Source organism: Roseomonas populi (assembly GCF_024594815.1).
GTDB lineage: Bacteria > Pseudomonadota > Alphaproteobacteria > Acetobacterales > Acetobacteraceae > Roseomonas > Roseomonas populi.
In genome coordinates this window covers 70,103-90,304 of the sequence record NZ_JANJOU010000013.1, presented here as the reverse complement: position 1 = coordinate 90,304, position 20,202 = coordinate 70,103, and the positions used below count along the sequence as shown (strand labels likewise).

At 71.3% G+C, this 20,202-nt stretch carries 18 protein-coding genes; 9 read left to right on the top strand and 9 right to left on the bottom strand.

Annotation, left to right across the window (positions count from 1 at the left end; all coding sequences use genetic code 11):
* Positions 1–2: 2 nt before the first annotated feature.
* Positions 3–371 carry a hypothetical protein gene (locus NRP21_RS15945; protein WP_257717214.1) on the bottom strand — a complete coding sequence of 123 codons (369 nt, stop codon included), beginning with the start codon at positions 369–371 and terminating at the stop codon, positions 3–5.
* 57 nt (positions 372–428) lie between these two features.
* Between NRP21_RS15945 and NRP21_RS15940 the strand changes: the two genes are divergently transcribed.
* Genes NRP21_RS15940 through NRP21_RS15920 form a run of 5 tightly spaced genes read left to right on the top strand, consistent with a single transcriptional unit; the run spans position 429 to position 7,395 of the window.
* Positions 429–1,361, top strand: a complete 933-nt coding sequence (locus tag NRP21_RS15940; RefSeq protein WP_257717213.1) for an ArsR/SmtB family transcription factor — start codon at positions 429–431, stop codon at positions 1,359–1,361.
* 10 nt (positions 1,362–1,371) lie between these two features.
* Positions 1,372–4,872: a methionine synthase gene (gene metH, locus NRP21_RS15935; RefSeq protein ID WP_257717212.1), complete on the top strand. Its 3,501-nt coding sequence runs from the start codon at positions 1,372–1,374 to the stop codon at positions 4,870–4,872.
* A gap of 24 nt (positions 4,873–4,896) precedes the next feature.
* The gene (locus tag NRP21_RS15930) at positions 4,897–5,784 is read left to right on the top strand and encodes a cation diffusion facilitator family transporter (RefSeq protein ID WP_257717211.1); all 888 of its coding nucleotides are present in this window, start codon (positions 4,897–4,899) and stop codon (positions 5,782–5,784) included.
* Positions 5,785–5,788: 4 nt separating this feature from the next.
* Positions 5,789–6,793 carry an energy transducer TonB gene (locus tag NRP21_RS15925; RefSeq protein WP_257717210.1) on the top strand — a complete coding sequence of 335 codons (1,005 nt, stop codon included), beginning with the start codon at positions 5,789–5,791 and terminating at the stop codon, positions 6,791–6,793.
* Between the two features lie 8 nt (positions 6,794–6,801).
* Positions 6,802–7,395 carry a cob(I)yrinic acid a,c-diamide adenosyltransferase gene (locus tag NRP21_RS15920; RefSeq protein ID WP_257717209.1) on the top strand — a complete coding sequence of 198 codons (594 nt, stop codon included), beginning with the start codon at positions 6,802–6,804 and terminating at the stop codon, positions 7,393–7,395.
* A gap of 1 nt (position 7,396) precedes the next feature.
* On the opposite strand, the gene NRP21_RS15915 is transcribed toward NRP21_RS15920, so the two are convergent.
* Complete coding sequence (locus NRP21_RS15915; protein ID WP_257717208.1) at positions 7,397–7,903, bottom strand: DUF4142 domain-containing protein; 507 nt, start codon at positions 7,901–7,903, stop codon at positions 7,397–7,399.
* 360 nt (positions 7,904–8,263) lie between these two features.
* On the bottom strand, positions 8,264–9,379 hold the full coding sequence (locus tag NRP21_RS15910) for a M20 family metallopeptidase (RefSeq protein WP_257717207.1): 1,116 nt from the start codon (positions 9,377–9,379) through the stop codon (positions 8,264–8,266).
* Positions 9,380–9,447: 68 nt separating this feature from the next.
* Here NRP21_RS15910 and NRP21_RS15905 point away from each other — a divergent pair, with 68 nt between their 5' ends.
* Positions 9,448–10,581 carry a threonine synthase gene (locus NRP21_RS15905; RefSeq protein WP_257717206.1) on the top strand — a complete coding sequence of 378 codons (1,134 nt, stop codon included), beginning with the start codon at positions 9,448–9,450 and terminating at the stop codon, positions 10,579–10,581.
* Positions 10,582–10,671: 90 nt separating this feature from the next.
* Here the strand turns inward: NRP21_RS15905 and NRP21_RS15900 are convergent, their stop codons facing one another.
* Positions 10,672–11,487, bottom strand: a complete 816-nt coding sequence (locus NRP21_RS15900; protein WP_257717205.1) for an N-acetylmuramidase domain-containing protein — start codon at positions 11,485–11,487, stop codon at positions 10,672–10,674.
* A gap of 337 nt (positions 11,488–11,824) precedes the next feature.
* Between NRP21_RS15900 and dctA the strand changes: the two genes are divergently transcribed.
* Positions 11,825–13,150 carry a C4-dicarboxylate transporter DctA gene (gene dctA / locus NRP21_RS15895; RefSeq protein ID WP_257717204.1) on the top strand — a complete coding sequence of 442 codons (1,326 nt, stop codon included), beginning with the start codon at positions 11,825–11,827 and terminating at the stop codon, positions 13,148–13,150.
* Positions 13,151–13,232: 82 nt separating this feature from the next.
* On the opposite strand, the gene NRP21_RS15890 is transcribed toward dctA, so the two are convergent.
* From NRP21_RS15890 to NRP21_RS15870, 5 genes are all read right to left on the bottom strand, one after another.
* Positions 13,233–13,931 carry a trimeric intracellular cation channel family protein gene (locus tag NRP21_RS15890; protein ID WP_257717203.1) on the bottom strand — a complete coding sequence of 233 codons (699 nt, stop codon included), beginning with the start codon at positions 13,929–13,931 and terminating at the stop codon, positions 13,233–13,235.
* A gap of 7 nt (positions 13,932–13,938) precedes the next feature.
* Complete coding sequence (locus NRP21_RS15885; protein WP_257717202.1) at positions 13,939–15,189, bottom strand: MFS transporter; 1,251 nt, start codon at positions 15,187–15,189, stop codon at positions 13,939–13,941.
* Positions 15,190–15,266: 77 nt separating this feature from the next.
* Positions 15,267–16,133 carry a LysR family transcriptional regulator gene (locus tag NRP21_RS15880; RefSeq protein WP_257717201.1) on the bottom strand — a complete coding sequence of 289 codons (867 nt, stop codon included), beginning with the start codon at positions 16,131–16,133 and terminating at the stop codon, positions 15,267–15,269.
* Positions 16,134–16,233: 100 nt separating this feature from the next.
* Complete coding sequence (locus tag NRP21_RS15875) at positions 16,234–17,055, bottom strand: DUF2076 domain-containing protein (RefSeq protein ID WP_257717200.1); 822 nt, start codon at positions 17,053–17,055, stop codon at positions 16,234–16,236.
* Between the two features lie 94 nt (positions 17,056–17,149).
* Positions 17,150–17,596, bottom strand: a complete 447-nt coding sequence (locus NRP21_RS15870) for a CoA-binding protein (protein ID WP_257717199.1) — start codon at positions 17,594–17,596, stop codon at positions 17,150–17,152.
* A gap of 188 nt (positions 17,597–17,784) precedes the next feature.
* Between NRP21_RS15870 and NRP21_RS15865 the strand changes: the two genes are divergently transcribed.
* Both NRP21_RS15865 and NRP21_RS15860 read left to right on the top strand, forming a co-directional pair.
* Positions 17,785–18,426, top strand: coding sequence for a calcium-binding protein (locus tag NRP21_RS15865; protein WP_257717198.1), 642 nt, complete (start codon positions 17,785–17,787; stop codon positions 18,424–18,426).
* A gap of 124 nt (positions 18,427–18,550) precedes the next feature.
* Positions 18,551–20,179, top strand: coding sequence for a glycoside hydrolase family 17 protein (locus NRP21_RS15860; protein ID WP_257717197.1), 1,629 nt, complete (start codon positions 18,551–18,553; stop codon positions 20,177–20,179).
* Positions 20,180–20,202 lie beyond the last annotated feature (23 nt).

Below are 20,202 nucleotides of genomic sequence, written 5' to 3'. Positions count from 1 at the left end.
ATCTAGGCCGGCCGGTAGCGGGCCGAGACCACGCCGTCCATGTGAAGGATCACGTCCAGTTCCGCCCGCCGGTCCGGGGAGGGGAGCAGGGCGACCACGCGGTCGAACCAGGGCGCCCGGCCTTTGACCCGGTCCAGGAACAGCGCGTCCAGCGCCTGGGCCATTGGCACGCGCCCGGCGCAGCAGGTGCACGCCGCGGGATGGGTGCCGGCCGGCTCGAAACCGGCGCTGGCGACGATGCCGGGCGGCAGGCTCGCGGGCGGTCCCTCGGCCAGCAGGGCGGCCTTCCCTCCACCCGCGAGGCTGGTGGCCAGCGCGGCCTCATCCGCCACGATCGAGACGGGGATCCGGCCATCGGCAAAGACGGGCATGGGGCGGGGCCTCCTTTCCGATAGACATAAAGATATCGTTATGTCATATGCAAGCCCATGGAAGAGACCCTGGCCCAGCTCCGCGCCGCCGCCGAGCCCACGCGGCTGCGGCTGCTCGCGCTCTGCGCCCGCGGGGCGCTCTGCGTCACCGACCTCTGCGCCGCCCTCGGCCAATCCCAGCCGCGCCTTTCCCGCCACCTGAAATTGCTGGTGGAGGCGGGGTTGCTGGAGCGGATGCCGGAGGGCTCCAACGTCTACTTCTCCCTGGCGCCGCGCGCGGACCTGGCCCGCGCGATCCTGGCCCGCCTGCCGGAGGACGACCCGCTCCTGGCCGCCGACCGTCGCCTCGCCGCCCGGCTGGGCGCGGAGCGGGTACGCGCCGCGAGCGAGGCCTTCCGCAGCGCCGGCGCCGACTGGGACGAGATGCGTGCCCTTGGCCTGCCCGCCGCCGAGATCGAGCGCGCCCTGCTCGCCGCCCTGCCGGGGCATGTCGGCCGCCTGCTGGATATCGGCGCCGGCACCGGCCAGCTGCTGGAGCTGGTGGCGGATCGCTGCGATGCGGCGCTGGGCGTGGATGCAAGCCGCGACATGCTGGCCCTGGCTCGCGGCCGCCTGGCGGAGCGCGGCCTCGCCCCGCGCTGCGCCGTGCGGCAGGCCGACATGTACCGGCTGCCCTTCCCGGATGATTCCTTCGACGCGGTGACGCTGCAGATGGTGCTGCACTACGCCGAGGACCCGGCGGCGGCCCTGGCCGAGGCCGCGCGCGTGCTGGCGCCGGACGGCGTGCTGCTGGTGGTGGACCTTGCCGCCCATGACCGCGCCGACCTCATCGAGCGCCAAGCCCATCGCTGGCCGGGCTTCGACGACGCGCAACTGGCCGGCTGGCTCGGCGATGCCGGCTGCGCCCTTCTTCCGCCGGTGGAGATCCCCGGCCCGCTCCAAGTCCGCCTGTGGTGCGCGCATCGCGCCACCGCCGTGCAGCCTGCCTGAGAGAACCATCATGTCCCGACCGCATCTGCTCGACGCCCTGCGCGACCGCGTGCTGCTCTGCGACGGCGGCATGGGCAGCCGCGTGCAGGCCCTGACCCTGGATGTCGAGAAGGACTACTGGAACAAGGAGAACTGCACGGAGGTCCTGAACCTCTCCCGCCCCGACCTCGTGCGCGAGATCCATCGCGGCTACTACGAGGTCGGGTCGGACGCGGTGTTGACCAACAGCTTCGGCGGTTCCCCGATCACGCTGGACGAGTTCGAGCTGGGCGACCGCGCCTTCGAGATCAACAAGCTCTCCGTGGAGCTGGCGCGGGAAGCCGCCGAAACCTTCGCGGACGGCCGCCACCGCTGGGTGATCGGCGACATCGGCCCGGGCACGAAGCTGCCGAGCCTCGGCCACATCGAGTACGATCGGCTGGAGGCCGCGCTGCACGAGCAGTGCCGCGGCCTGATCGCGGGCGGCGCCGACGCGCTGCTGACCGAGACGAACCAGGACACGCTCTTCATCAAGGCGGCGGTGAACGCCGCCAAGCGCGCCATCGCCGATGCCGGAAGCAACATCCCCATCTTTGTGCAGGTGACGGTGGAGACCACCGGCACGCTGCTGGTGGGCCCGGACATCGCGGCGGCTGCGACGGTGATCGACGCGCTGGACGTGCCGCTGATCGGCCTGAACTGCGCCACCGGCCCGCAGGAGATGGCGGAGCACGTCCGCTACCTGTCCCAGAACTGGCGCGGGCTGATCTCCGTGCAGCCCAATGCCGGCCTGCCGGAACTGGTGGACGGGAAGACGCACTATCCGCTGGGCGCCGAGGAGATGGCGAGCTGGATGGAGCGCTTCGTCACCGAGGACGGGCTGAACCTCATCGGCGGCTGCTGCGGCACCTCCATCCCGCATATCCAGGCGCAGGACGCGATGCTGCGGAAGCTGGCCGGCAGCGGGCACCGCCCCGCGCCGGTCGCGCGCAAGCCGGTCTGGGTGCCCTCCGTCGCCTCCCTCTACGGCGCCACGGCGCTGCGGCAGGAGAACGCCTACTTCTCCATCGGCGAGCGCTGCAACGCCAACGGCTCCAAGGCCTGGCGCGAGCGGCAGGCCGCGCATGACTGGGACGGCTGCGTCGCCATGGGCCGCGAGCAGGTGGGGGAGGGGTCCAACTCCCTGGACATCTGCACCGCCTTCGTCGGCCGCGACGAGATGGCCGAGATGAACGAGGTGATCACGCGCTTCACCAGCAGCGTGAACGCCCCGCTGGTGATCGATTCCACCGAGACGCCAGTGATCGAAGCGGCGCTGAAGCTGCACGGCGGCAAGCCCATCATCAACTCCATCAACTTCGAGGACGGCGAGGGCCACGCCCACGACCGCATGAAGCTGGCCAAGAAGTTCGGCGCCGCCGTGATCGCGCTCACCATCGACGAGGTGGGCATGGCGAAGACGGCCGAGGACAAGCTGCGGATCGCGCGCCGCCTGGTGGAGTTCGCCTGCGACCGGTACGGGCTGCCCCAGTCCGACCTGATGATCGACCCGCTGACCTTCACCATCGCGACGGGCAACGAGGACGACCGCAAGCTCGGCCTCTGGACGCTGGACGGCATCCGCATGATCCGGGAGGCCTTCCCGGACATCCAGATCATGCTCGGCCTCTCCAACATCTCCTTCGGGCTGAACCCGGCGGCGCGCCACGCGCTGAACTCGGTGTTCCTGGACCACGCGGTGCGCGCGGGCATGACGGGGGCGATCGTCCACGTCTCCAAGATCAAGCCGCTGCACCTGATCCCGCCCGAGGAGGTCAAGGTCTGCGAGGACCTGATCTTCGACCGGCGTGAGGAGGGCTACGACCCCCTTCAGAAGCTGCTGGAGATCTTCGCCGGCCGGAAGGCCGCCGATTCCGCCAAGCGCGCGAAGGCGGAGACGGTGGAGGGCCGCCTGAAGGACCGCATCGTGGACGGCGACCGCAAGGGGCTCGACGACGAGCTGGCCGACGCGCTGGCCAAGGGCATCACGCCGCTCTCCATCATCAACGACATCCTGCTGGACGGGATGAAGGTGGTGGGCGAGCTCTTCGGCGCGGGCAAGATGCAGCTCCCCTTCGTGCTGCAATCCGCGGAGACGATGAAGTCCGCCGTCGCCTATCTGGAGCCGCACATGGAGCGGATCGAGGGGCAGGAGAAGGGCACCATCGTCCTCGGCACGGTGAAGGGCGACGTGCATGACATCGGCAAGAACCTTGTCGACATCATCCTCACCAACAACGGCTACAAGGTGGTGAACCTCGGGATTAAGGTGCCGCTGCAGGACATCGTCAACGCCGCGAAGGAGCACAAGGCGCACGCCATCGGCATGTCCGGCCTGCTGGTGAAGTCCACCGTGGTGATGCGCGAGAACCTCGAGGAGATGTCGCGCCAGGGCGTGGAAGTGCCCGTGCTGCTGGGCGGCGCCGCGCTGACGCGGAACTACGTGGAGGAGGACTGCGTCAAGTCCTATGCCTGCGGACGCGTGGCCTATGCACGGGATGCCTTCGACGGCCTGCACCTGATGGACAAGGTGATGGGCAACGGCTTCGACGACTATCTGGCCGCCCTGCAGGCCAAGCGCGTGGGCAAGAGCCGGAACGAGCGGCGCACCCTCGGCACGGCCGATGCGCGCGGCTTCGCGCCGGTGGACGTGGCCTACGCCAAGGCGCGGCGCCAGCGCGTGACGGCCGGGGAGCAAGTGCCCGCCCCGCCCTTCTGGGGCGCCCGCGTGGTGGAGGCCCCGCCCAGGGCGATCGTGCCCTTCATCAATGAGCGCAGCCTGTACCAGTTCCAGTGGGGCTTCCGGAAGCAGGGCCGCAGCCTGGACGACTTCCTGGGCTGGGCGAAGCAGGAGCTGCGCCCGGTGCTGCGCCGGATGCTCCAGATCACGGAGGAGCAGGAGATCCTCAAGCCCCAGGCCATCTACGGCTACTGGAAGTGCGCGGGGCAGGGGAACGACCTCATCCTCTTCGAGGAGGACGGGGTGACGGAAGCCACCCGCTTCAACCTGCCGCGCCAGCCGAAGGACGATGGCGACTGCATCGCCGACTTCGTGCGCGACGTGGATGACGGGCCGGAGAACCGCGACGTGATCGGCCTGCAGGTCGTCACCGTCGGCCAGAAGGCGAGCGACCTGGCGCGGGAATGGTTCGAGGGCAACCGCTACCAGGACTACCTCTACCTCCACGGCCTCTCGGTGGAGATGGCGGAGGGCATGGCGGAGTACGTTCATAAGCGCATCCGGGCGGAGTGGGGCTATGCCGGCGAGGATGAGCGGGACATGGAGAAGATGCTGTCCCAGGGCTACCGGGGCGGCCGCTACTCCTTCGGCTACCCCGCCTGCCCGAAGCTGGAGGACCAGGAGCCGCTGCTGCGCCTGCTGAAGGCGGACCGGATCGGGGTCACGATCTCCGACGAATGGCAACTGCATCCCGAGCAATCCACCTCCGCGATCGTGCTGCACCACCCGCGCGCTAAGTACTTCTCGGTCTAGGGGGCGGCGGGGTATCTCCCGCCCATGTCCCCGACCGAACGCACTGCCTGGACCAGCCTCGGCGTCGGCCTCCTCGTGCTCTCCCTCAAAGGGGCCGCGTGGTGGCTGACGGGCAGCACGGCCCTTTTCGCGGACATGCTGGAGACGGTGGTGAACGTCGCCGCCGCCTCCGCGGCCCTGGCCGCCGTGCGCTACTCCGCCATGCCGGCGGACGAGAACCACCCCTATGGCCACGCCAAGGTGGAGTACTTCTCCGCGGTGCTGGAGGGGACGCTGATCCTCGTCGCCGCCTCCATGATCCTGCAGGAGGTGTACGGGGCCATCTTCAACCCCCGCGCCCCGGACCAGCCGCTGGTCGGCATCGCGCTCTCGGCGGTGGCCACCATCATCAACGGCAGCTGGGCCACCATCCTGAGGCGGCGGGGCCGGCGCCTGGGCTCGCCCGCGCTGGTGGCGGATTCCAAGTACCTGATGTCGGACGTGATCACCTCCGCCGGGGTGATCGCCGGCGTAGGCCTCGTTGCCGCAACCGGCCTCCTCTGGCTGGACCCCCTCATGGCGGGCGTCACCGCCGTGATGATCCTCGTCTCCGGCGCGCGGCTGCTGCGGGAGAGCGTGGGCGGGCTGATGGACGAGGCGGTGGGGGCGGAGGACCTGGCCGCCATCCGGAACATCGTTTCCTCCGCGGCGGAAGGCGCGATCGAGGCGCACGACCTGCGGACCCGCCATGCCGGGCGGATCACCTTCGTGGAATTCCACCTCGTCGTCCCCGGCGCCATGCCGGTTTCCGAGGCGCACGACATCTGCGACCGTGTCGAGACAGCCCTGAAGGACCGGCTCGGCAACGCCGTGATCACCATCCACGTGGAGCCCGAGGGCAAGGCGAAGCACAGCGGAGTGCTGGTGCTCTGAGGTCTTGAGCGGCGCCCTGATCCTCGCGCCCACCGCCGCGCCGGCCTGGCGCCCGCGCGCGCCCTGGGAACGGCCGGTCCGCTGGACCCTTTGGGCCGCCGCCGCCCTGCACGCGGCGGTGCTGGCCGCGATCCTGATGGACCTGGGCCCGCGCGAGATGGCGGAACCGAAGGTCGTGGAAGGGACGCCGCTGGTCTGGGAAGGCCCGATCGGGGCAGGGGAGGGGGCGCCGGAGCTCTCCCCCAGCCTTCCCGCCCCGCCACCCGCGCCTGCCCCGCCATCCGCCGCACCGCCGCCGCCCGCGCCGCCGGTGGAGACGCCGCCGCCACCCGAGCCGAGCCCGCCCGTGCCGCAGCAGCCCGCGCCGTCCGAGGCGGCGGCCATGCCCGAACCCAGTCCCGCGCCGCCCCTGCCGCCCCCACCGGCGGCGGTTGCGCCACCCCCGGCGCCGTCCCCCGCGCCGAACGCTCCGCCCGCCGCGGCCCCGCCATCCCCCGCGCCCCAGCCAACCCCGCCCCGGGCGGCGGAGGCCGCCCCGCTGCCCCTGCCGCCGCCGCCCGCACCCCCGGCACCCGCCCGGCCCACACCTCCGGCGCCCGCCCCGGCGCCATCCGCGCCAACCGTCCAGGCCGCACCGCCGGCCGCCGGCGCGCCGATGCGGACGGTCGAGGTGCCAGTGGCCCCCGGCGCGGTGCGGCTGGGCGCGGGCACGGCCGGTTCCCCGGGCGAGAGCCGCGCGGTCGGCGCCCCCCAGCCGGGCTGCCAGGACGTGATCGGCTACCCCGCCTCCGAGCGGCAGCGCGGGGTCACCGGCGCGGTGGGCCTGCGCCTGCGCGTCTCGGACGATGGCCGGGTGGTGGAGGCGCGGATCGCCGAATCCAGCGGCTATGCGGGGCTGGACGAGGCGGCGCAGCGCGGCATCCGCCGTTGCCGCTTCATTCCGGCGCTGCGGGATGGGGTGCCCGTCTGGGGCAGCCGGGACTACCGTGTCGTCTTCCAGCTGAACTGAGGGGCCGCATGGTCAAGCTCGACGTCATCACCACCCGCGGCGGCGACGGCGGCCAGACCTCGCTCGGCGACGGCACCCGCCTGCCGAAGCACGCGCCCCGCGTGGAGGCGCTGGGCGCGGTGGACGAGGCCAACGCCGCCATCGGCCTGCTGCGCCTGCACACCGCGCAGGAGGAGGACGCGATGCTCGCCCGCATCCAGAACGATCTTTTCGACCTCGGCGCCGACCTGTCCGTGCCGGGGGCAGGGGATGGGCCGGGGGCAGGGGATGGGCCGGGAGAAGGGGATGGCGGGAAGGAGAGGCTGCGCGTGACCGATGCGCAGTGCCTGCGGCTGGAACGGGAGCTGGCCGGCATGAACGCGGAGCTGCCGCCGCTCCGCTCTTTCATCCTGCCCGGTGGCACCCCGGCAGCGGCGCACGCCCACCTAGCCCGCACCCTGGCCCGCCGCGCCGAGCGCGCCGTGGTGGCGCTCGGCGCGGCGGAAGCGGTGAATCCAGAGGCGGTCCGCTATCTGAACCGCCTCTCGGATCATCTCTTCGTCCTGGCCCGCACGCTGAACATGGGCCAGGACCTGCTCTGGGAACCCGGGGCGACTCGCTGAACTAGGCGCGCGGCGCGACGGCCTGCAGGAAGGCCAGGTGCTCGCGGATCCGATCGGCGGCCAGCAGGGCGATGGCGCGGTCCGGCGCGGGGGTGGACGCGTCCTGCGACATGGTGGTGTAGAGCTGCAGCGCCTCCTGGTGGCCCTGGACCTGTGCCGTCACGAAGAGCCGGTCGAACTCCGGCCCGCTGGCGGACTGGAGCTGGCGCAGCATCGCCGCCTTGTCGTCCGGCATGGGCGGCATCGCCATGGCGCCGTGCACCTGGGCCATGGCGTCCATCAGCCCCTGCTGCTCGCTCACTTCGAAGGGCGCGAAGCGGCGCAGCTCCGGCCGTGCGGCCTTCTGGGTGCCGAGCTGGGCGGTCTGCATCAGGAACACGCCGCCCTGGGCCGCGCGCATCCGCATGGCGGAGGGGGCGCCGCCGGTCATCCCGGGCTGGGCAGTGGCAGCGCAGCCGGCCAGAGTGGCGCCGGCCATGACGAGGGCGAGGGAGCGACGTTCGATCATCGGACTGGAACTCCATGGAGCATGGGGGAGGGCTGGTTTCCGGGCGCTCTGCGCCCTGCCGTCACGCCCCGTGAACCCGGGAGCGCGCCGTCTCGCGCCGGAGAAAGCCGGGCCTGCCGCCCTGCCTCCCGGCCTGCCTGAGCCATGTCCGGATAGGTGCGCTCCAGCCGACCTGCCGTATCGTCATGCGGTCCGGCCATCTCGGCGCGCCTCCCCGATCCTCTGCCTCAGTACTTGCGGTACCGGACGGATGAACGCGGGCTGGCGCGCATTAGTTGACGCGAATAGTCGGAAATATACTACGGATCGGGTGTAGATACTAACCTATGTTTTATATCCTGAGTTAATCGGCTTATTTGATTACTGCGCCGCCGTATGCAGCAGGCCGCGGAACAGCGGAACGGCCGCCGCCAGCTCCGCCACGGGCACGTACTCTCCAGGGGAGTGGGCAACGCCGATGTCGCCGGGGCCTAGCACCACGCAAGGCGCCAGCGCGTTCAGCCGCGTCGCGTCCGTGCCGAAGGGCACGGTGCGCGCCGCCTGACCCGTCGCCGCTTCCGCCAGCTGTACCAGGGAGTGCCCCGCCGGCAGCTCGGGCGGGGAGCCGTCCACCACGAAGTTCAGGCCCAATCCGTGGCGCCCGGCCGCTTCCCGAACCGCCTCGATCACCGGGGCGGGGTCCAGCGCGCGGGAGTAGCGGAACTTCATCCGTGCCGTGGCGCGCGCCACGGTCACGTTGATCGCGGTGCCGTGGTTGTCGAGCACGATGTTGAAGTCGGGGAAGGGCGGCTCGTAATCCGCCACGCGCCAGGCCGGCTCGGTTCGCAGCCGGTCGTGCAGGGCCTTCATCTCGGCCAGGAAGGGAATCAGCGCGAGGTTGGCGTTCACCCCGATCCCGGTGGAGGAGTGGGCCTGGCTGCCGCTCGCCACCGCCTCGAAATTGACCGTGCCGCGATGGCCGCGGATGGGCGCCAGCCGCGTCGGCTCCGCCACGATGATGCCGCGCAGCGCCGCGCGGCGCGCCAGCTCCGATCGCTCCGCGACGATCTGGGCGCCGGCCTTCGTCGTCTCCTCGTCCGTGGTGATCAGCAGTGTCACCGGGACGTCCGCGGGCAGGCCCTGCGCGGCCACGATGCAGGCGGCCACCGGCCCCTTCATGTCGGCGGTGCCCAGCCCGTGCATCAGCCCTGCCTCGTCCACGCGGGCGGAGAAGGGGTCCTCCTGCCAGCCCGTGTCGGGCACCGTGTCCAGGTGGCCGGAAAGCGCCAGCCCGCCCGGCCCGCCGCGATGGGCGACGATGGCGCGCTTGGGAACGCCGTTCGCGTCCTCGTAGTCCAGGCGCTCAACCTCGAACCCCTTCAACTCCGCTTCCACCCGCTCCGCGACAGGAAGGTTGGAGACGAAGGAGCGGCTGTCGATCCGGACGAGGTCGGCGGCCAGGGCGCGAACGGCCTCGGCATCGGTGTAGTCGGTCATGCCGGTGTATCCCTTGCGGGCCCCGCCGCCGCAAGACAGGGTGCGCCGCCTTGCCGGAAGGAGCGCCCATGACCGCCTATCTCGACCCGCGCACCGGACAGACCTGGCCGCTGGAGGTCCCGCGCTGGCGCGGGGAGGACGGGCAGCCGCTGTTGCTGACGGACCTGCCGGGAATCGGGCGGGACGCGATCAACCCCGCAGCCGCGGGCCTGTGGCGCTACGCCGCCGCGCTGCCCTTCCGCCCCCGCGCGCCGATCACGATGGGGGAGGGCCGCACCCCGCTCGTCCCCCGCGCCTGGAAAGGGTTCGAAGCGCTGTTCAAGTGCGAGTGGCTGATGCCCACCGGCTCCTTCAAGGACCGTGGCGCCGCCGTGATGCTCTCCCTGTTGCGGGACCAGGGAATCACGGCGGTGCTGGAGGACTCCTCCGGCAATGGCGGCGCGGCGATCGCCACCTACGCCGCCGCCGGCGGGATGGGGGCGCGCATCCTGGTGCCGGACAGCACCTCGCCGGCGAAGACCGTGCAGTCCCGCGCCGTGGGTGCCGAGATCCAGCTCACCCCCGGCACCCGGCAGGACTGCGCGGACGAGGCGCTGCGGCAGGGGAACGACCCGTCCTCCGGCTTCTTCTACGCCAGCCACAACTGGCATCCCTTCTTCCTCCAGGGCACCAAGACCCTGGCCTACGAGCTGTGGGAGGACCTGGGCTTCGAGGCGCCGGACGCGGTGGTGATCCCCTGCGGCGCGGGCTCGAACGTGCTGGGCTGCGACATCGGCTTCGGGGAGCTTCTGCGTGCCGGCGCCATATCGCGCCTGCCACGCCTCTACGCCGCCCAGCCCGCTAATTGCGGCCCCATGGCCCGCGAGTTCCTCGGCCTGCCGCCGGAACCGCCCCGCCCGACCATCGCCGAGGGCACCGCCATTGCCCAGCCGATCCGCCCCGCCGAGGTGCTGGGCGCGCTCCGCCGCAGCGCCGGCGGCGCGGTGCTGCTGGAGGAGGAGGAGATCGCTGCCGCCGCCCTCGGCCTCGCCCGCCAGGGCCTCTACGTGGAACCGACCTGCGCCCAGGCCGCCGCGGCGCTCGGCCGGTTGGCGGCGGATGGCCAGATCCGGCCCGGGGAGCGGGTGGTGGTGGTCCTCACCGGCACGGGGCTGAAGGCGACGCCGCGCTACGCGGAGATGCTGGGGCTCGCGGGCGCATAGCTTGCCCCGGCCAGGGCGGCCGGGCGTGCGGCGGGAAGGGATCGGACGCGCCTGGCCCCGGGAGAGTTCGGCCCGCCCGTCCGGGGCGGCTCATAGCCCCGCTGCGGCCATCAGGAGGTCGAAGTCACCGCCATCCAGCCGGTCGCTGTCCGGCAGCCCCGCATGGAGGCGCCAGGCCCGGATGGCGCGGCGCGTGTTGTCTCCCAGCACGCCGTCCACATCGCCCATGGTCTTCCCGAAGCCCAGGTAGAGGAGAGCGGCCTGGGCCCGCCGGATCGGCAAGTCCCGCGAGACCCCGGAACTGAACTTCTCGAAGGCCTGCCGGAGCTTGATGTGGTAGCCGTGCTCCGCGAAGTTCTTGCCGTTGTAGGTCTTGGCGACCGCTTCCCAATCGCCGGCCTTCAGCTTCGGACCCAGCTTGTGAGCCCTCACGAAGCCCGCCATTGCCATCAGGTGCTCGTCCTCCTCGTCGAGGATCGCCGCAACCATGGCGGCGGCCGAGGGGAATCCGGCGGTCTCGTGGTTGAAGCCCATCACCTGGCCTAGTCCCCAGGAGGCGCTGCGGAGGGCGGCTTCCGGCGCCTGCCCGGCATCGGCGAGCAGGGCGACGGCCCGGTCGAGCCGCTCATACTCCGCGGCGCCGCCGATATAGCCGCCCGCCTCGCTGTTCGACAGGTCGGGCGCCCGTTTGTCGAAGCGCCGGTCCGTTTCGCGCGAAAAGACGTGGCGCTCGAAGAGCAGCTTGGGCCGGCGGTCCGGCTGGAAGCCGAAGCCGCGGCTCTCCACGGTCAGGACGGCCCATAGGCGGGGAAGGTCGCTGGCCGGATCCAGCCCCATGGCGGTCACGGCCGCCTGAAGGCCGAGGCCCGTGAACGGACGCCCACGCCCGCGCAGATTTTCCACCATCCCCTCCCACGCCATGGCCCGTGCAGCGTGCCGGCAACGTTCCTTTATCGCAACATAGAAGGTTCGCCCGCTTTGGGCCGGCTCCGTGCTTGGCGGGTGCGACAGCCGGGCGACCGACGTCACGACAACGCTTCGGCCCGGCGGCAAGGAAGGAGGAAAGTATCCCGGCAGATACATGACGACCGTTTAATGTAGGGGGGATGTATTCGGGAGCCATGACGTGAACGCGGAGCAATCCACGGCGCGTTCCTGTTGTCCTCTATAAGTCGTCTGTCATAAGCCATGCCCTGAACAGGGCAGGGCCACGCGTTCCGGCCGCCCACGGCACGGAATATTCATGATCAGACGCGCCCTTTCCCTGCTCTACGTGCAGGTCCTCATCGCTATCGTCCTCGGTGTCGCCGTGGGCGTGATCTGGCCTGAGACCGGGGCGGCGATGCGCCCGCTCGGCGATGGCTTCGTAAAGCTCATCCGAATGGTGATCGCCCCGGTGGTGTTCTTCACCATCGTCCACGGCATCGCCTCCGTGCGGGATGCGAAGAGCGTCGGCCGCGTCGGCATCAAGGCGCTGGTCTATTTCGAGGTGGTCTCCACCTTCGCCCTCATCATCGGCCTTGGCGTCGCGAAGATCTTCCGCACGGGAGAGGGCTTCAACATCGATGCCAGCCAGATGAACGCGAACGCCATCCAGGGCTTCGCGCAGAAGGCGGCGAATGACAGCGTGACGGCCCACCTTCTGGGCATCATCCCCGATACCTTCGTCAGCGCCTTCGCGGGCGGCGACCTGCTGCAGGTGCTGCTGCTGGCCGTGCTGACGGGCTTCGCCATCAACGCCCTGCCGGACAAGCTGCGCGAGCCCATCTCCCACGCCATCGATGCCGCCGGCGCGGTGTTCTTCGGCATCGTCTCCATCGTCGTGAAGGCCGCGCCCGTCGGCGCCTTCGGCGCCATGGCCTTCACCATCGGCGCCTACGGCTTCGGCTCGCTCGCGCGGCTGGCGGAGCTGGTGGCCACCTTCTACCTGACCGCGATCTTCTTCGTGGTGGTGGTTCTCGGCGCCATTGCGCGCTTCTGCGGCTTCTCCATCTTCCGCTTCGTCAACTACATCCGGGAGGAGCTGCTGATCGTCCTAGGCACCTCCTCCTCCGAATCGGTGCTGGCGCAGATCATGCGCAAGATGGAGGGCCTCGGCGCCTCCCCGAAGGTGGTCGGCATCACCGTGCCGCTCGGCTACTCCTTCAACCTGGACGGCACGAACATCTACATGACGCTGTCCACCATGTTCCTGGCCTATGCCACGAACACCCACATCACCTGGGGGCAGGAGCTGACGATCCTGCTGGTGGCCATGCTCACCTCCAAGGGCGCCTCCGGCGTCACGGGCGCGGGCTTCATCACCCTCGCCGCCACCCTCTCGGTGATCCCGGATATCCCGCTCGCCTCGCTCGCCGTGCTGATCGGCATCGACAAGTTCATGAGCGAGTGCCGTGCCCTGACAAACCTCATCGGCAACGGCGTGGCCTGCATCGCCATCTCCCGCTGGGAAGGCGAGCTGAACCCGGCCCAGCTGCGCCAGGCGCTCTCCGGCACTCCCCCCATCGCCGGGGCCGGGCCGCAGCCCGGGCCGGTGGTGCCACTGCCCGAGCCGCGCGCGGGCAACTGAGGTTCACGGGGACGCCCCGGCCGCAAGGCCGGGGCGTTTCGCTTAGGGGGGCAGCCCCCGCATGGCCGCCCTGGCGCAAGGCTCAGGGTGCTGATGAGGCGCGGCGCGCGGCTTCCGTCCTCTCCGTACTTCCCGGGACCGGATCGGCCGCGCCGCTCGCCGCCTTGCCGCCATAGGCTGGCAGGGACCAGCCCCCGCCCAATGCCGCGGCCCGGATCAGGAAGGCAGCCAGCCCGCCGGCCCCGACCGCGATCGTCCGGTCCGCGCCCATCGCGTGCAATGCCAGGAACAGCCCCGCCCCGGCCGCGGCGGCGGTGGCGTAGATCTCCCGCCGCAGGATCAGCGGGATCTCGCCGCAGATCACGTCCCGGATCAGCCCGCCGAAGCTGGCGGTCATCACCCCCATCAGCACGCAGACCCAGGTCGCGGCGCCGGCACGGGCGGCCGCCTCCGCCCCCAGCACTGCGAAGACCGCCATCCCCGCCGCATCGGCCCAGAGCAGCAGCGCCACGCGGCGCTCCACCCTCGGTGCGGCGAAGAACACGGCCAGGGCGCAGATGGCCGCGAGCAGGGCGAGGTCGGGGCGGGACAGCCAGGCCACGGGCAGGCCCAGCAACAGGTCGCGCAGCGCGCCGCCCCCGAAGGCCGTGACCCCCGCCACCAGCAGGAAGCCCACGGGATCCATTCGCTTGCGCGCGGCCGTCAGCGCGCCGGCCGTGGCGAAGGCGGCGGTACCGATCCAGCCCAGCGCCTCCAGCGCCAGGTCGAAGGGCGCCGCCATCCCCCGGCTATTCGGCCGGCAGGGGGGCAGGGGGCCGGGCCGCGCGCAGCGCCTCGCCCCGCGCGGTGCCCGCGCAGAAGAGGGAGGCGACGAGCAGCGCCGCCACGGTGGGCAGCACCATCCAGGCCATGCCGCGGTCCAGCATCATCCCGAAGGGCACGGGCGTGATGGCGCTGCCCAAGGGCAGGCCGGAGGAGATGAAGCCGAACACCTTGCCCATCTGCCCCGGAGGAGCGGCGTTCTTCACCATGACATCCCGCGGCGTGCGGGAGGCCCCGAGCGCCCCGCCCGCGATGAAGGCCACGAAAGGCAGGACCGCCTCCGGCAGCGGCACCAGCCCCATCGCCAGGAACAGCGCCACGGAGAGCGCCGTCAGCCCCGTGACGAAGGTGAAGTGCCGGGTGTGCCGGTCCGCGTACCAGCCGCCGAGCAGCACGCCGCTGGTCGCCCCCGTCACGTAGCCCGTGAGGGCGAGGGAGGCGACGGTGAGCGGCGTGCCCCAGAGCTGGTCCAGCGTGGCGATCAGGAAGGACTGGATGCCGGCCCCGGCCATGGAGGAGAGCAGGAAGAAGGCGAAGAACATCAGCATGGTGCGGGAGAGCAGCACCTCCCGCCCCACCGGCGCCTTGCCCTTTTTCGGCCGCGCCTGGTCCTGCAGGATGCGGGACTGGAGCAGGATGGCCAGCACCACCGGCACCCCGAGCAGCCCCAGCGCCAGCAAGGTTGGGCGCCAGCCCAGGCCGAGGGTCTGGGTCATCAGCCCCAGCGCCAGCGGCGCCGCGGCGAAGCCGAGATTGCCGGTGAAGGTGTGCATGGCGAAGGCGCGGCCCATCCGCTTCTCCCCGATGCTGCTGCCGAGGATGGCGTAGTCCGCCGGGTGGATGACCGAGTTGCCGATACCCGAGAGGATGGCGAGGCCGAGGATCACCCAGTAGTTCGGCGCCAGCGCCATGGCGGAGATCGAGAGCGCCATCAGCAGCGTGCCCCCGACCAGGAAGGGCCGCGCACCATGGCGGTCCACCAGGAAGCCAACCGGGGTTTGCAGCAGCGCCGTCACCGCGCTCATCAGCGCGACCGAGAGGCCGAGCACGGCGTAGGAGACGCCGAACTCCTCCTTCCACAGCGGAAAGAGCGGGGCGAGGCAGAGCATGTAGAAGTGGGAGAGGAAGTGGCCCGTCCCGATCAGGCCGATGATCCGCCAGTCCCGGTCCGGCTGGGGCTTCGCGGCCACGGCCGCCGGGACGTTCTCGTTCTGCATGGGCCGGAAACTGCGCCCCGGCCCGCGCGCCGGTCAATCGCGCCCTTCGCAGGGCGGGCACACGGAAAGCGGAGGCGTCAGGCCGCCAGCGGCGCGGGGGAGCCCACCGTGTCCCGGATGGCCTCCACCAGCGGCGCGGCCAGGGGTGCCAGCCCCGCCAGGTCGCCGAAGACCGCCATCTCCGCCGCGCCCAGCGGCGGCAGGCCGGAAAGGGGGGCCAGCCCGTCCGGCAGGCCGGAGGCGCCGATCACGGTGGCGCCCAGCCCGGCCTGCGCCGCCGCCGCCACGCCGAGCAGGCTGGCGGAGGTATAGGTGATCTCGAAGTCCAGCCCGGCGCGGGCCAGGGCGGCCAGCGCCCGGTCCCGGAACATGCAGCCGGCGGGCAGCATGGCCAGGGGCAGGGGGCGATCCGGCGGCGGCGCCCAGCCCGGGCAGGCGGCCCAGATCACCGGCTCGGTCCAGAGCAGGGTGCCCTCGCTCTCGCCGTCCCGCCGCTTGCCGAGGACGAGGTCGAGCGATCCGGCCTCCATGGCGCGGCGCAGCTCGTGGGATCGGCCGACCTCCACCTCCAGTCGCACGCCGGGATGGGTGCGGGCGAAGCGGGCGAGGAGGGGCGCGAGGTTGCGCGGCACGAAGTGGTCCGCGACCCCGAGCCGCAGCCGGCCGGTCACGGGCGGGGCGACGAGGCGGAGCACCGCTTCCTCGTTCAGCGCCAGCATGCGGCGCGCATAGGCGAGCAGCGTCTCCCCCTGCGGGGTCAGCGCCACGGTGCGGCTGGTGCGCTCCAGCACGCGCTGGCCCAGCAGCTCCTCCAGGCGGCGAATCTTCAGGGATATGGCGGACTGCGTCAGGCCGAGCGCCGGGCCCGCCGCGGTGAAGCCGCCACGCTCGGCCACCTGCACGAAGCAGCGGAGCAGGTCGAGATCGAGGTCGGGAATGCGCATCGGGGGCCCGGTTCCAGGAAACAACCCTGGCCCCCGACCCCCGATCGGTCAATGACAATCCGGGCGGTCAGCCCGGGGATCAATGAGCCGTGCTGATGGCTCAGATGTCCTCGTCGTAGCCGCCGGCGTCGTCATAGCCGGCCGCGTCGTCATAGCCCCGGGCATCGTTGTAGCCCGCGGCGTCGTTGCCGCCCCAGCCGCCCTGGTCCGAGACGGGCGTCGCGTCATTGCCCGTACCGGCCGGATCGGTCCAGGGAGAGGAGGTCGGGGTGTTTACCGCCTGCTCGCCGAAGGCACCGGTGGCACCGGAGGCGGCATCGGACGCCGCGGTGGCCGCGCCGGTCGCCGCGTGCGCCGCGCCGCCGGAGAACATCCCCATCAGCGCATTGCCCAGCACCATGCCACCGGCGACGCCCGCCGCCGTGGTCAGCGCGGTGCCGAGAAAGCCCGAGCCGCGGCCGCCCTGCTGCTGCATCATCGCCGGGTTCATCGCACCCGGCGGCGGCTGGATGGGCTGCGGGCGCGGGGTGAAGGGCACCTGCTGCTGCTGGCGGTTGCCGCCGCCGAAGAGGCCGCCGAACAGCCCGCCACCGCCCTGCGGCTGCGCGTTGGCCTGCGCCTGCCGCTGCGTGTTCTCCAGCTGCCACTCCAGTTCCTGGATGCGGTTCTGCGCCTGCACCAGCGCCGCTTCCTGCACGAAGGCGGTCTGGGTGATGCGGTACCGCGCCTCCGGGTAACGGGAGAACAGGTCGGAGATCAGCCGGTCGGCCTCCGGGTCCACGGGCGGCAGGTTGGGCGCGGGCTGCGTGCTGGGCACGCTGCGGCCGCCCCAGGGGCCGGATGACGTCGCCACCGGCTGCTGGGCGGCGCCTGCGACGCGCTCCACGTAGCCGGTGATGATGCGGCGTTCTTCCTCAGTCATGTCCCTCAAAGCTCCATGTTGCGGGCGGATGCCCGCGACGGGCCCGAGATGGCCCGGCGGGTGGAATCTTTCAAGATTTTAATGTGAGGATGTCTTAGGCTACTCCCGCGGGGATCCGCGAGGGCAGGCGCAGGCGGCCCCACTCGATCACCGGGCAGCGGTCCATCACGATCGGGATGCCGGCTTCCCGGGCCCGCCCGGCCGCCTCCTCGTTCCAGATGCCGAGCTGGAGCCAGATGGACTTGGCGCCCAGGCGGATGGCTTCGTCCACCACCGGGCCAGTGTCCTCGCTCCGGCGGAACACGTCCACCATGTCCAGCGGCCCCGCCTCCTCCAGCGAAGGGACGGCGGCCATCCCGTGCACCGCCCGCCCGTCCAGCGCCGGGTTCACGGGTATGGCGCTGTAGCCGCGGCCCAGCAGGAAGCCGAAAACACCGTAGGAGGGGCGGCTCGGCTTGTCCGAGGCCCCGACCACCGCGATTCGGCGGGTATTCAGAAGGATGGTGCGGACCTCGTCGTCGGTCAGGCCGTCCAGCGGCATGGCGTGTCCCTCGCTCGAAGGCCTCGCACATGGGGAGGCCTGTGCTCCTGCGCCAATGGCCGGCAGATGCCGGAAGGGGCGGCCGGCATCATCGTTGCGGCCTATCGCGGCGAGTTACACAAACGCCTAACCAGACTCGTGGGGTGCTGCTAGGTTTCGGGTGTCAAATAATTTTACGGAAAGCCCATATGTCCATCGCCAAGAAGCCCCTGAATGTCAGCGAACTCGACAAGGTCGTGGGAGGCGCCTTTCAGCAGACCGGCGGCGGCAATGACGTCGTGAGCGGCACCGGCGACGCTGACGTCATCTTCACCGGTGCCGGCAACGACACCGCCAGCGGCGGTGCCGGCAACGACCAGCTTTACGGCGAGGCAGGGAACGATGTCCTCAGTGGCGGCGCCGGTACCGACCTGCTCTTCGGCGGCGAGGGCCATGACACGCTGAACGGCGGCGCCGGCCAGGACCAGCTCCAGGGCGGCGAAGGCAATGACAGCCTGGACGGCGGCGTGGGCGACGGTGCAGCGGACCTGGCCTTCGGCGGCGCGGGCAACGACAGCTTCATCTGGGCGCCCGGCGACGGCAACGACCAGTTCCAGGGCGGCGCGGGCACCGACACGCTGCAGCTGGACAATGTGAGCCTGCACCAGCTGCAGTCCTCGCTGGCGCTGGAGGGCAACACGAACCTGCAGATGCACGTGGCCAGCGGCCCCCAGGGGCCGACGGTGACCTTCACCGACGCGGCCGGCATCCCGGCCACCGTCCAGGGTTCCATCACCATCGGCGGCGAGACCCTGCGCTTCTCCGAGATCGAGAAGATCCAGCTGGTCTGACCCGACCCGCCCCACGGGCACTCTCGCGCGGTGCCAGTGGGGCACAGATCGCGGCCGTGATTGCGGCCATTCCGGGACCGCGCCGCCTTTCGTGAGCCGTAAGGCACGGCTACACCGGCAGCCCATGGCCCCCACCCGTTCCCTGACCGCCCCCGCGCTGCTCCTCGCCGCGCTCGTGACGATCCTGATCTGGTGGGTCCCGAATCGGGAGCAGGCGGCGGACGTCCCGATGCTGGCGGACCGCTTCAACTCCGTCTCCTTCGCCCCTTTCCGAGAGGGGCAGAGCCCGCTGCGCGACATTTTCCCCACCGCGGCGGAGGTGGAGGAGGACATCGCCCTCATCGCGCCGCGCGTGCGCGCCATCCGCAGCTACGCCAGCATCGAGGGGCAGTACGAGACGGCCGCCATCGCCCAGCGCCACGGGGTGAAGATGTGGAAGGGCGCCTGGCTGGGCCGCGACCTCCGCCAGAACGACCGCGAGATCGCCGCCCTCATCCACGCCGCCAACACCTACCCGGACACGGTGGAGCGCGTGGTGGTGGGCAACGAGGTGCTGCTGCGCCGCGACCTGCCGGTGGAGGAGCTGGCCCGCCAGATCGACCGGGTGAAGGCCGCTGTGCGCCAGCCCGTGACCTATGCCGATGTCTGGGAGTTCTGGGCGCAGTTCCCCGAACTGGCGAACCACGTGGACATCATCACCATCCACATCCTGCCCTACTGGGAGGACGAGCCGCTCGGCGTGGACCGCTCCATGGAGCACGCGCGGGAGGTGGTGCGGAAGATCAAGGCGATGTTCCCCGGCAAGCCCATCGCCATCGGCGAGATCGGCTGGCCCAGTGCCGGCCGCTGGCGGGAAGGCGCCATTCCCTCCCGCGTGGAGCAGGCGGTGTTCATGCGCCGCTTCATCCAGCTCTCGAAGGAAGAGGGCTTCGACTACAACTTCATCGAGGCTTTCGACCAGGTCTGGAAGTACCGGAACGAGGGCACGGTGGGCGCCGAATGGGGGTTGTGGACGGCCGACCGGACGCCGAAGTTCGAGCTCTCCGGCCCCGTGCGGGAGAACCCCTGGTGGTTCTGGTACGCGGGCGCGGCCCTGATCTCCGGCGGCATCATGTTCCTGCTGGCCGGGCGTGCCTGGCCGCGCGCCGCGGGGTGGAAGCTGGCGCTTCTCTCCGCCGCGCTGGGCAACGCGCTGGCCTATGCCTTCTGCGGTGGCTGGCCCTACGCCTTCGACGAGCACCTGAAGCTGGCCTTCGCCGTGAACTTCGCCGGGCAGGCGCTGCTGGCGGCGCTGCTGCTGCGCCGCGCCGGCCAGCGCCTCTCGGGCGATTTCGTGGAGCCCGCCCGCAACGGTGCCCAGGCCAGCGCCAACATCCGCTCCATCTTCCGTGGCCGGTTCCGCTGGCGGGACTGGCGCGGCTTCGCCTTTGAGGACCTGCTCTTCCTCTTTGTCTTCACGGCCGCCGTCCTGCAGATGATGCTGCTCTTCGACCCGCGCTACCGCGACTTCCCCCTTGCCACCTTCGCGGTGCCGCTGGTTGCGGTGGTCGCGCGCGCCCTGCTGGGCGACCTGCCGCGCCGGGGCGGCGGCTGGGCGGAATGGCTGGCGGGTGGGGTGCTGCTCCTCTGCGCCATCGCAAGCGCGATCAACGAGGGGGTGCACAACATTCAGGCCCTGGGATGGAGCGCCTGCGCGATCGGCCTCTCCCTCGCGCCTCTGCTGCGGGTGGGGCCCTTCGCCCGGGCGCGTTAAGCGTTTCGTATCCGGCGCGAGGA

Excerpts from the sequence above, each read along its gene's own strand:
- NRP21_RS15945 (WP_257717214.1), bottom strand. The coding sequence starts at position 371 with ATGCCCGTCTTTGCCGATGGCCGGATCCCCGTCTCGATCGTGGCGGAT.
- NRP21_RS15940 (WP_257717213.1), top strand. The coding sequence starts at position 429 with ATGGAAGAGACCCTGGCCCAGCTCCGCGCCGCCGCCGAGCCCACGCGG.
- metH (WP_257717212.1), top strand. The coding sequence starts at position 1,372 with ATGTCCCGACCGCATCTGCTCGACGCCCTGCGCGACCGCGTGCTGCTC.
- NRP21_RS15930 (WP_257717211.1), top strand. The coding sequence starts at position 4,897 with ATGTCCCCGACCGAACGCACTGCCTGGACCAGCCTCGGCGTCGGCCTC.
- NRP21_RS15920 (WP_257717209.1), top strand. The coding sequence starts at position 6,802 with ATGGTCAAGCTCGACGTCATCACCACCCGCGGCGGCGACGGCGGCCAG.
- NRP21_RS15915 (WP_257717208.1), bottom strand. The coding sequence starts at position 7,903 with ATGATCGAACGTCGCTCCCTCGCCCTCGTCATGGCCGGCGCCACTCTG.
- NRP21_RS15910 (WP_257717207.1), bottom strand. The coding sequence starts at position 9,379 with ATGACCGACTACACCGATGCCGAGGCCGTTCGCGCCCTGGCCGCCGAC.
- NRP21_RS15905 (WP_257717206.1), top strand. The coding sequence starts at position 9,448 with ATGACCGCCTATCTCGACCCGCGCACCGGACAGACCTGGCCGCTGGAG.
- NRP21_RS15900 (WP_257717205.1), bottom strand. The coding sequence starts at position 11,487 with ATGGTGGAAAATCTGCGCGGGCGTGGGCGTCCGTTCACGGGCCTCGGC.
- dctA (WP_257717204.1), top strand. The coding sequence starts at position 11,825 with ATGATCAGACGCGCCCTTTCCCTGCTCTACGTGCAGGTCCTCATCGCT.
- NRP21_RS15890 (WP_257717203.1), bottom strand. The coding sequence starts at position 13,931 with ATGGCGGCGCCCTTCGACCTGGCGCTGGAGGCGCTGGGCTGGATCGGT.
- NRP21_RS15885 (WP_257717202.1), bottom strand. The coding sequence starts at position 15,189 with ATGCAGAACGAGAACGTCCCGGCGGCCGTGGCCGCGAAGCCCCAGCCG.
- NRP21_RS15880 (WP_257717201.1), bottom strand. The coding sequence starts at position 16,133 with ATGCGCATTCCCGACCTCGATCTCGACCTGCTCCGCTGCTTCGTGCAG.
- NRP21_RS15875 (WP_257717200.1), bottom strand. The coding sequence starts at position 17,055 with ATGACTGAGGAAGAACGCCGCATCATCACCGGCTACGTGGAGCGCGTC.
- NRP21_RS15870 (WP_257717199.1), bottom strand. The coding sequence starts at position 17,596 with ATGCCGCTGGACGGCCTGACCGACGACGAGGTCCGCACCATCCTTCTG.
- NRP21_RS15865 (WP_257717198.1), top strand. The coding sequence starts at position 17,785 with ATGTCCATCGCCAAGAAGCCCCTGAATGTCAGCGAACTCGACAAGGTC.
- NRP21_RS15860 (WP_257717197.1), top strand. The coding sequence starts at position 18,551 with ATGGCCCCCACCCGTTCCCTGACCGCCCCCGCGCTGCTCCTCGCCGCG.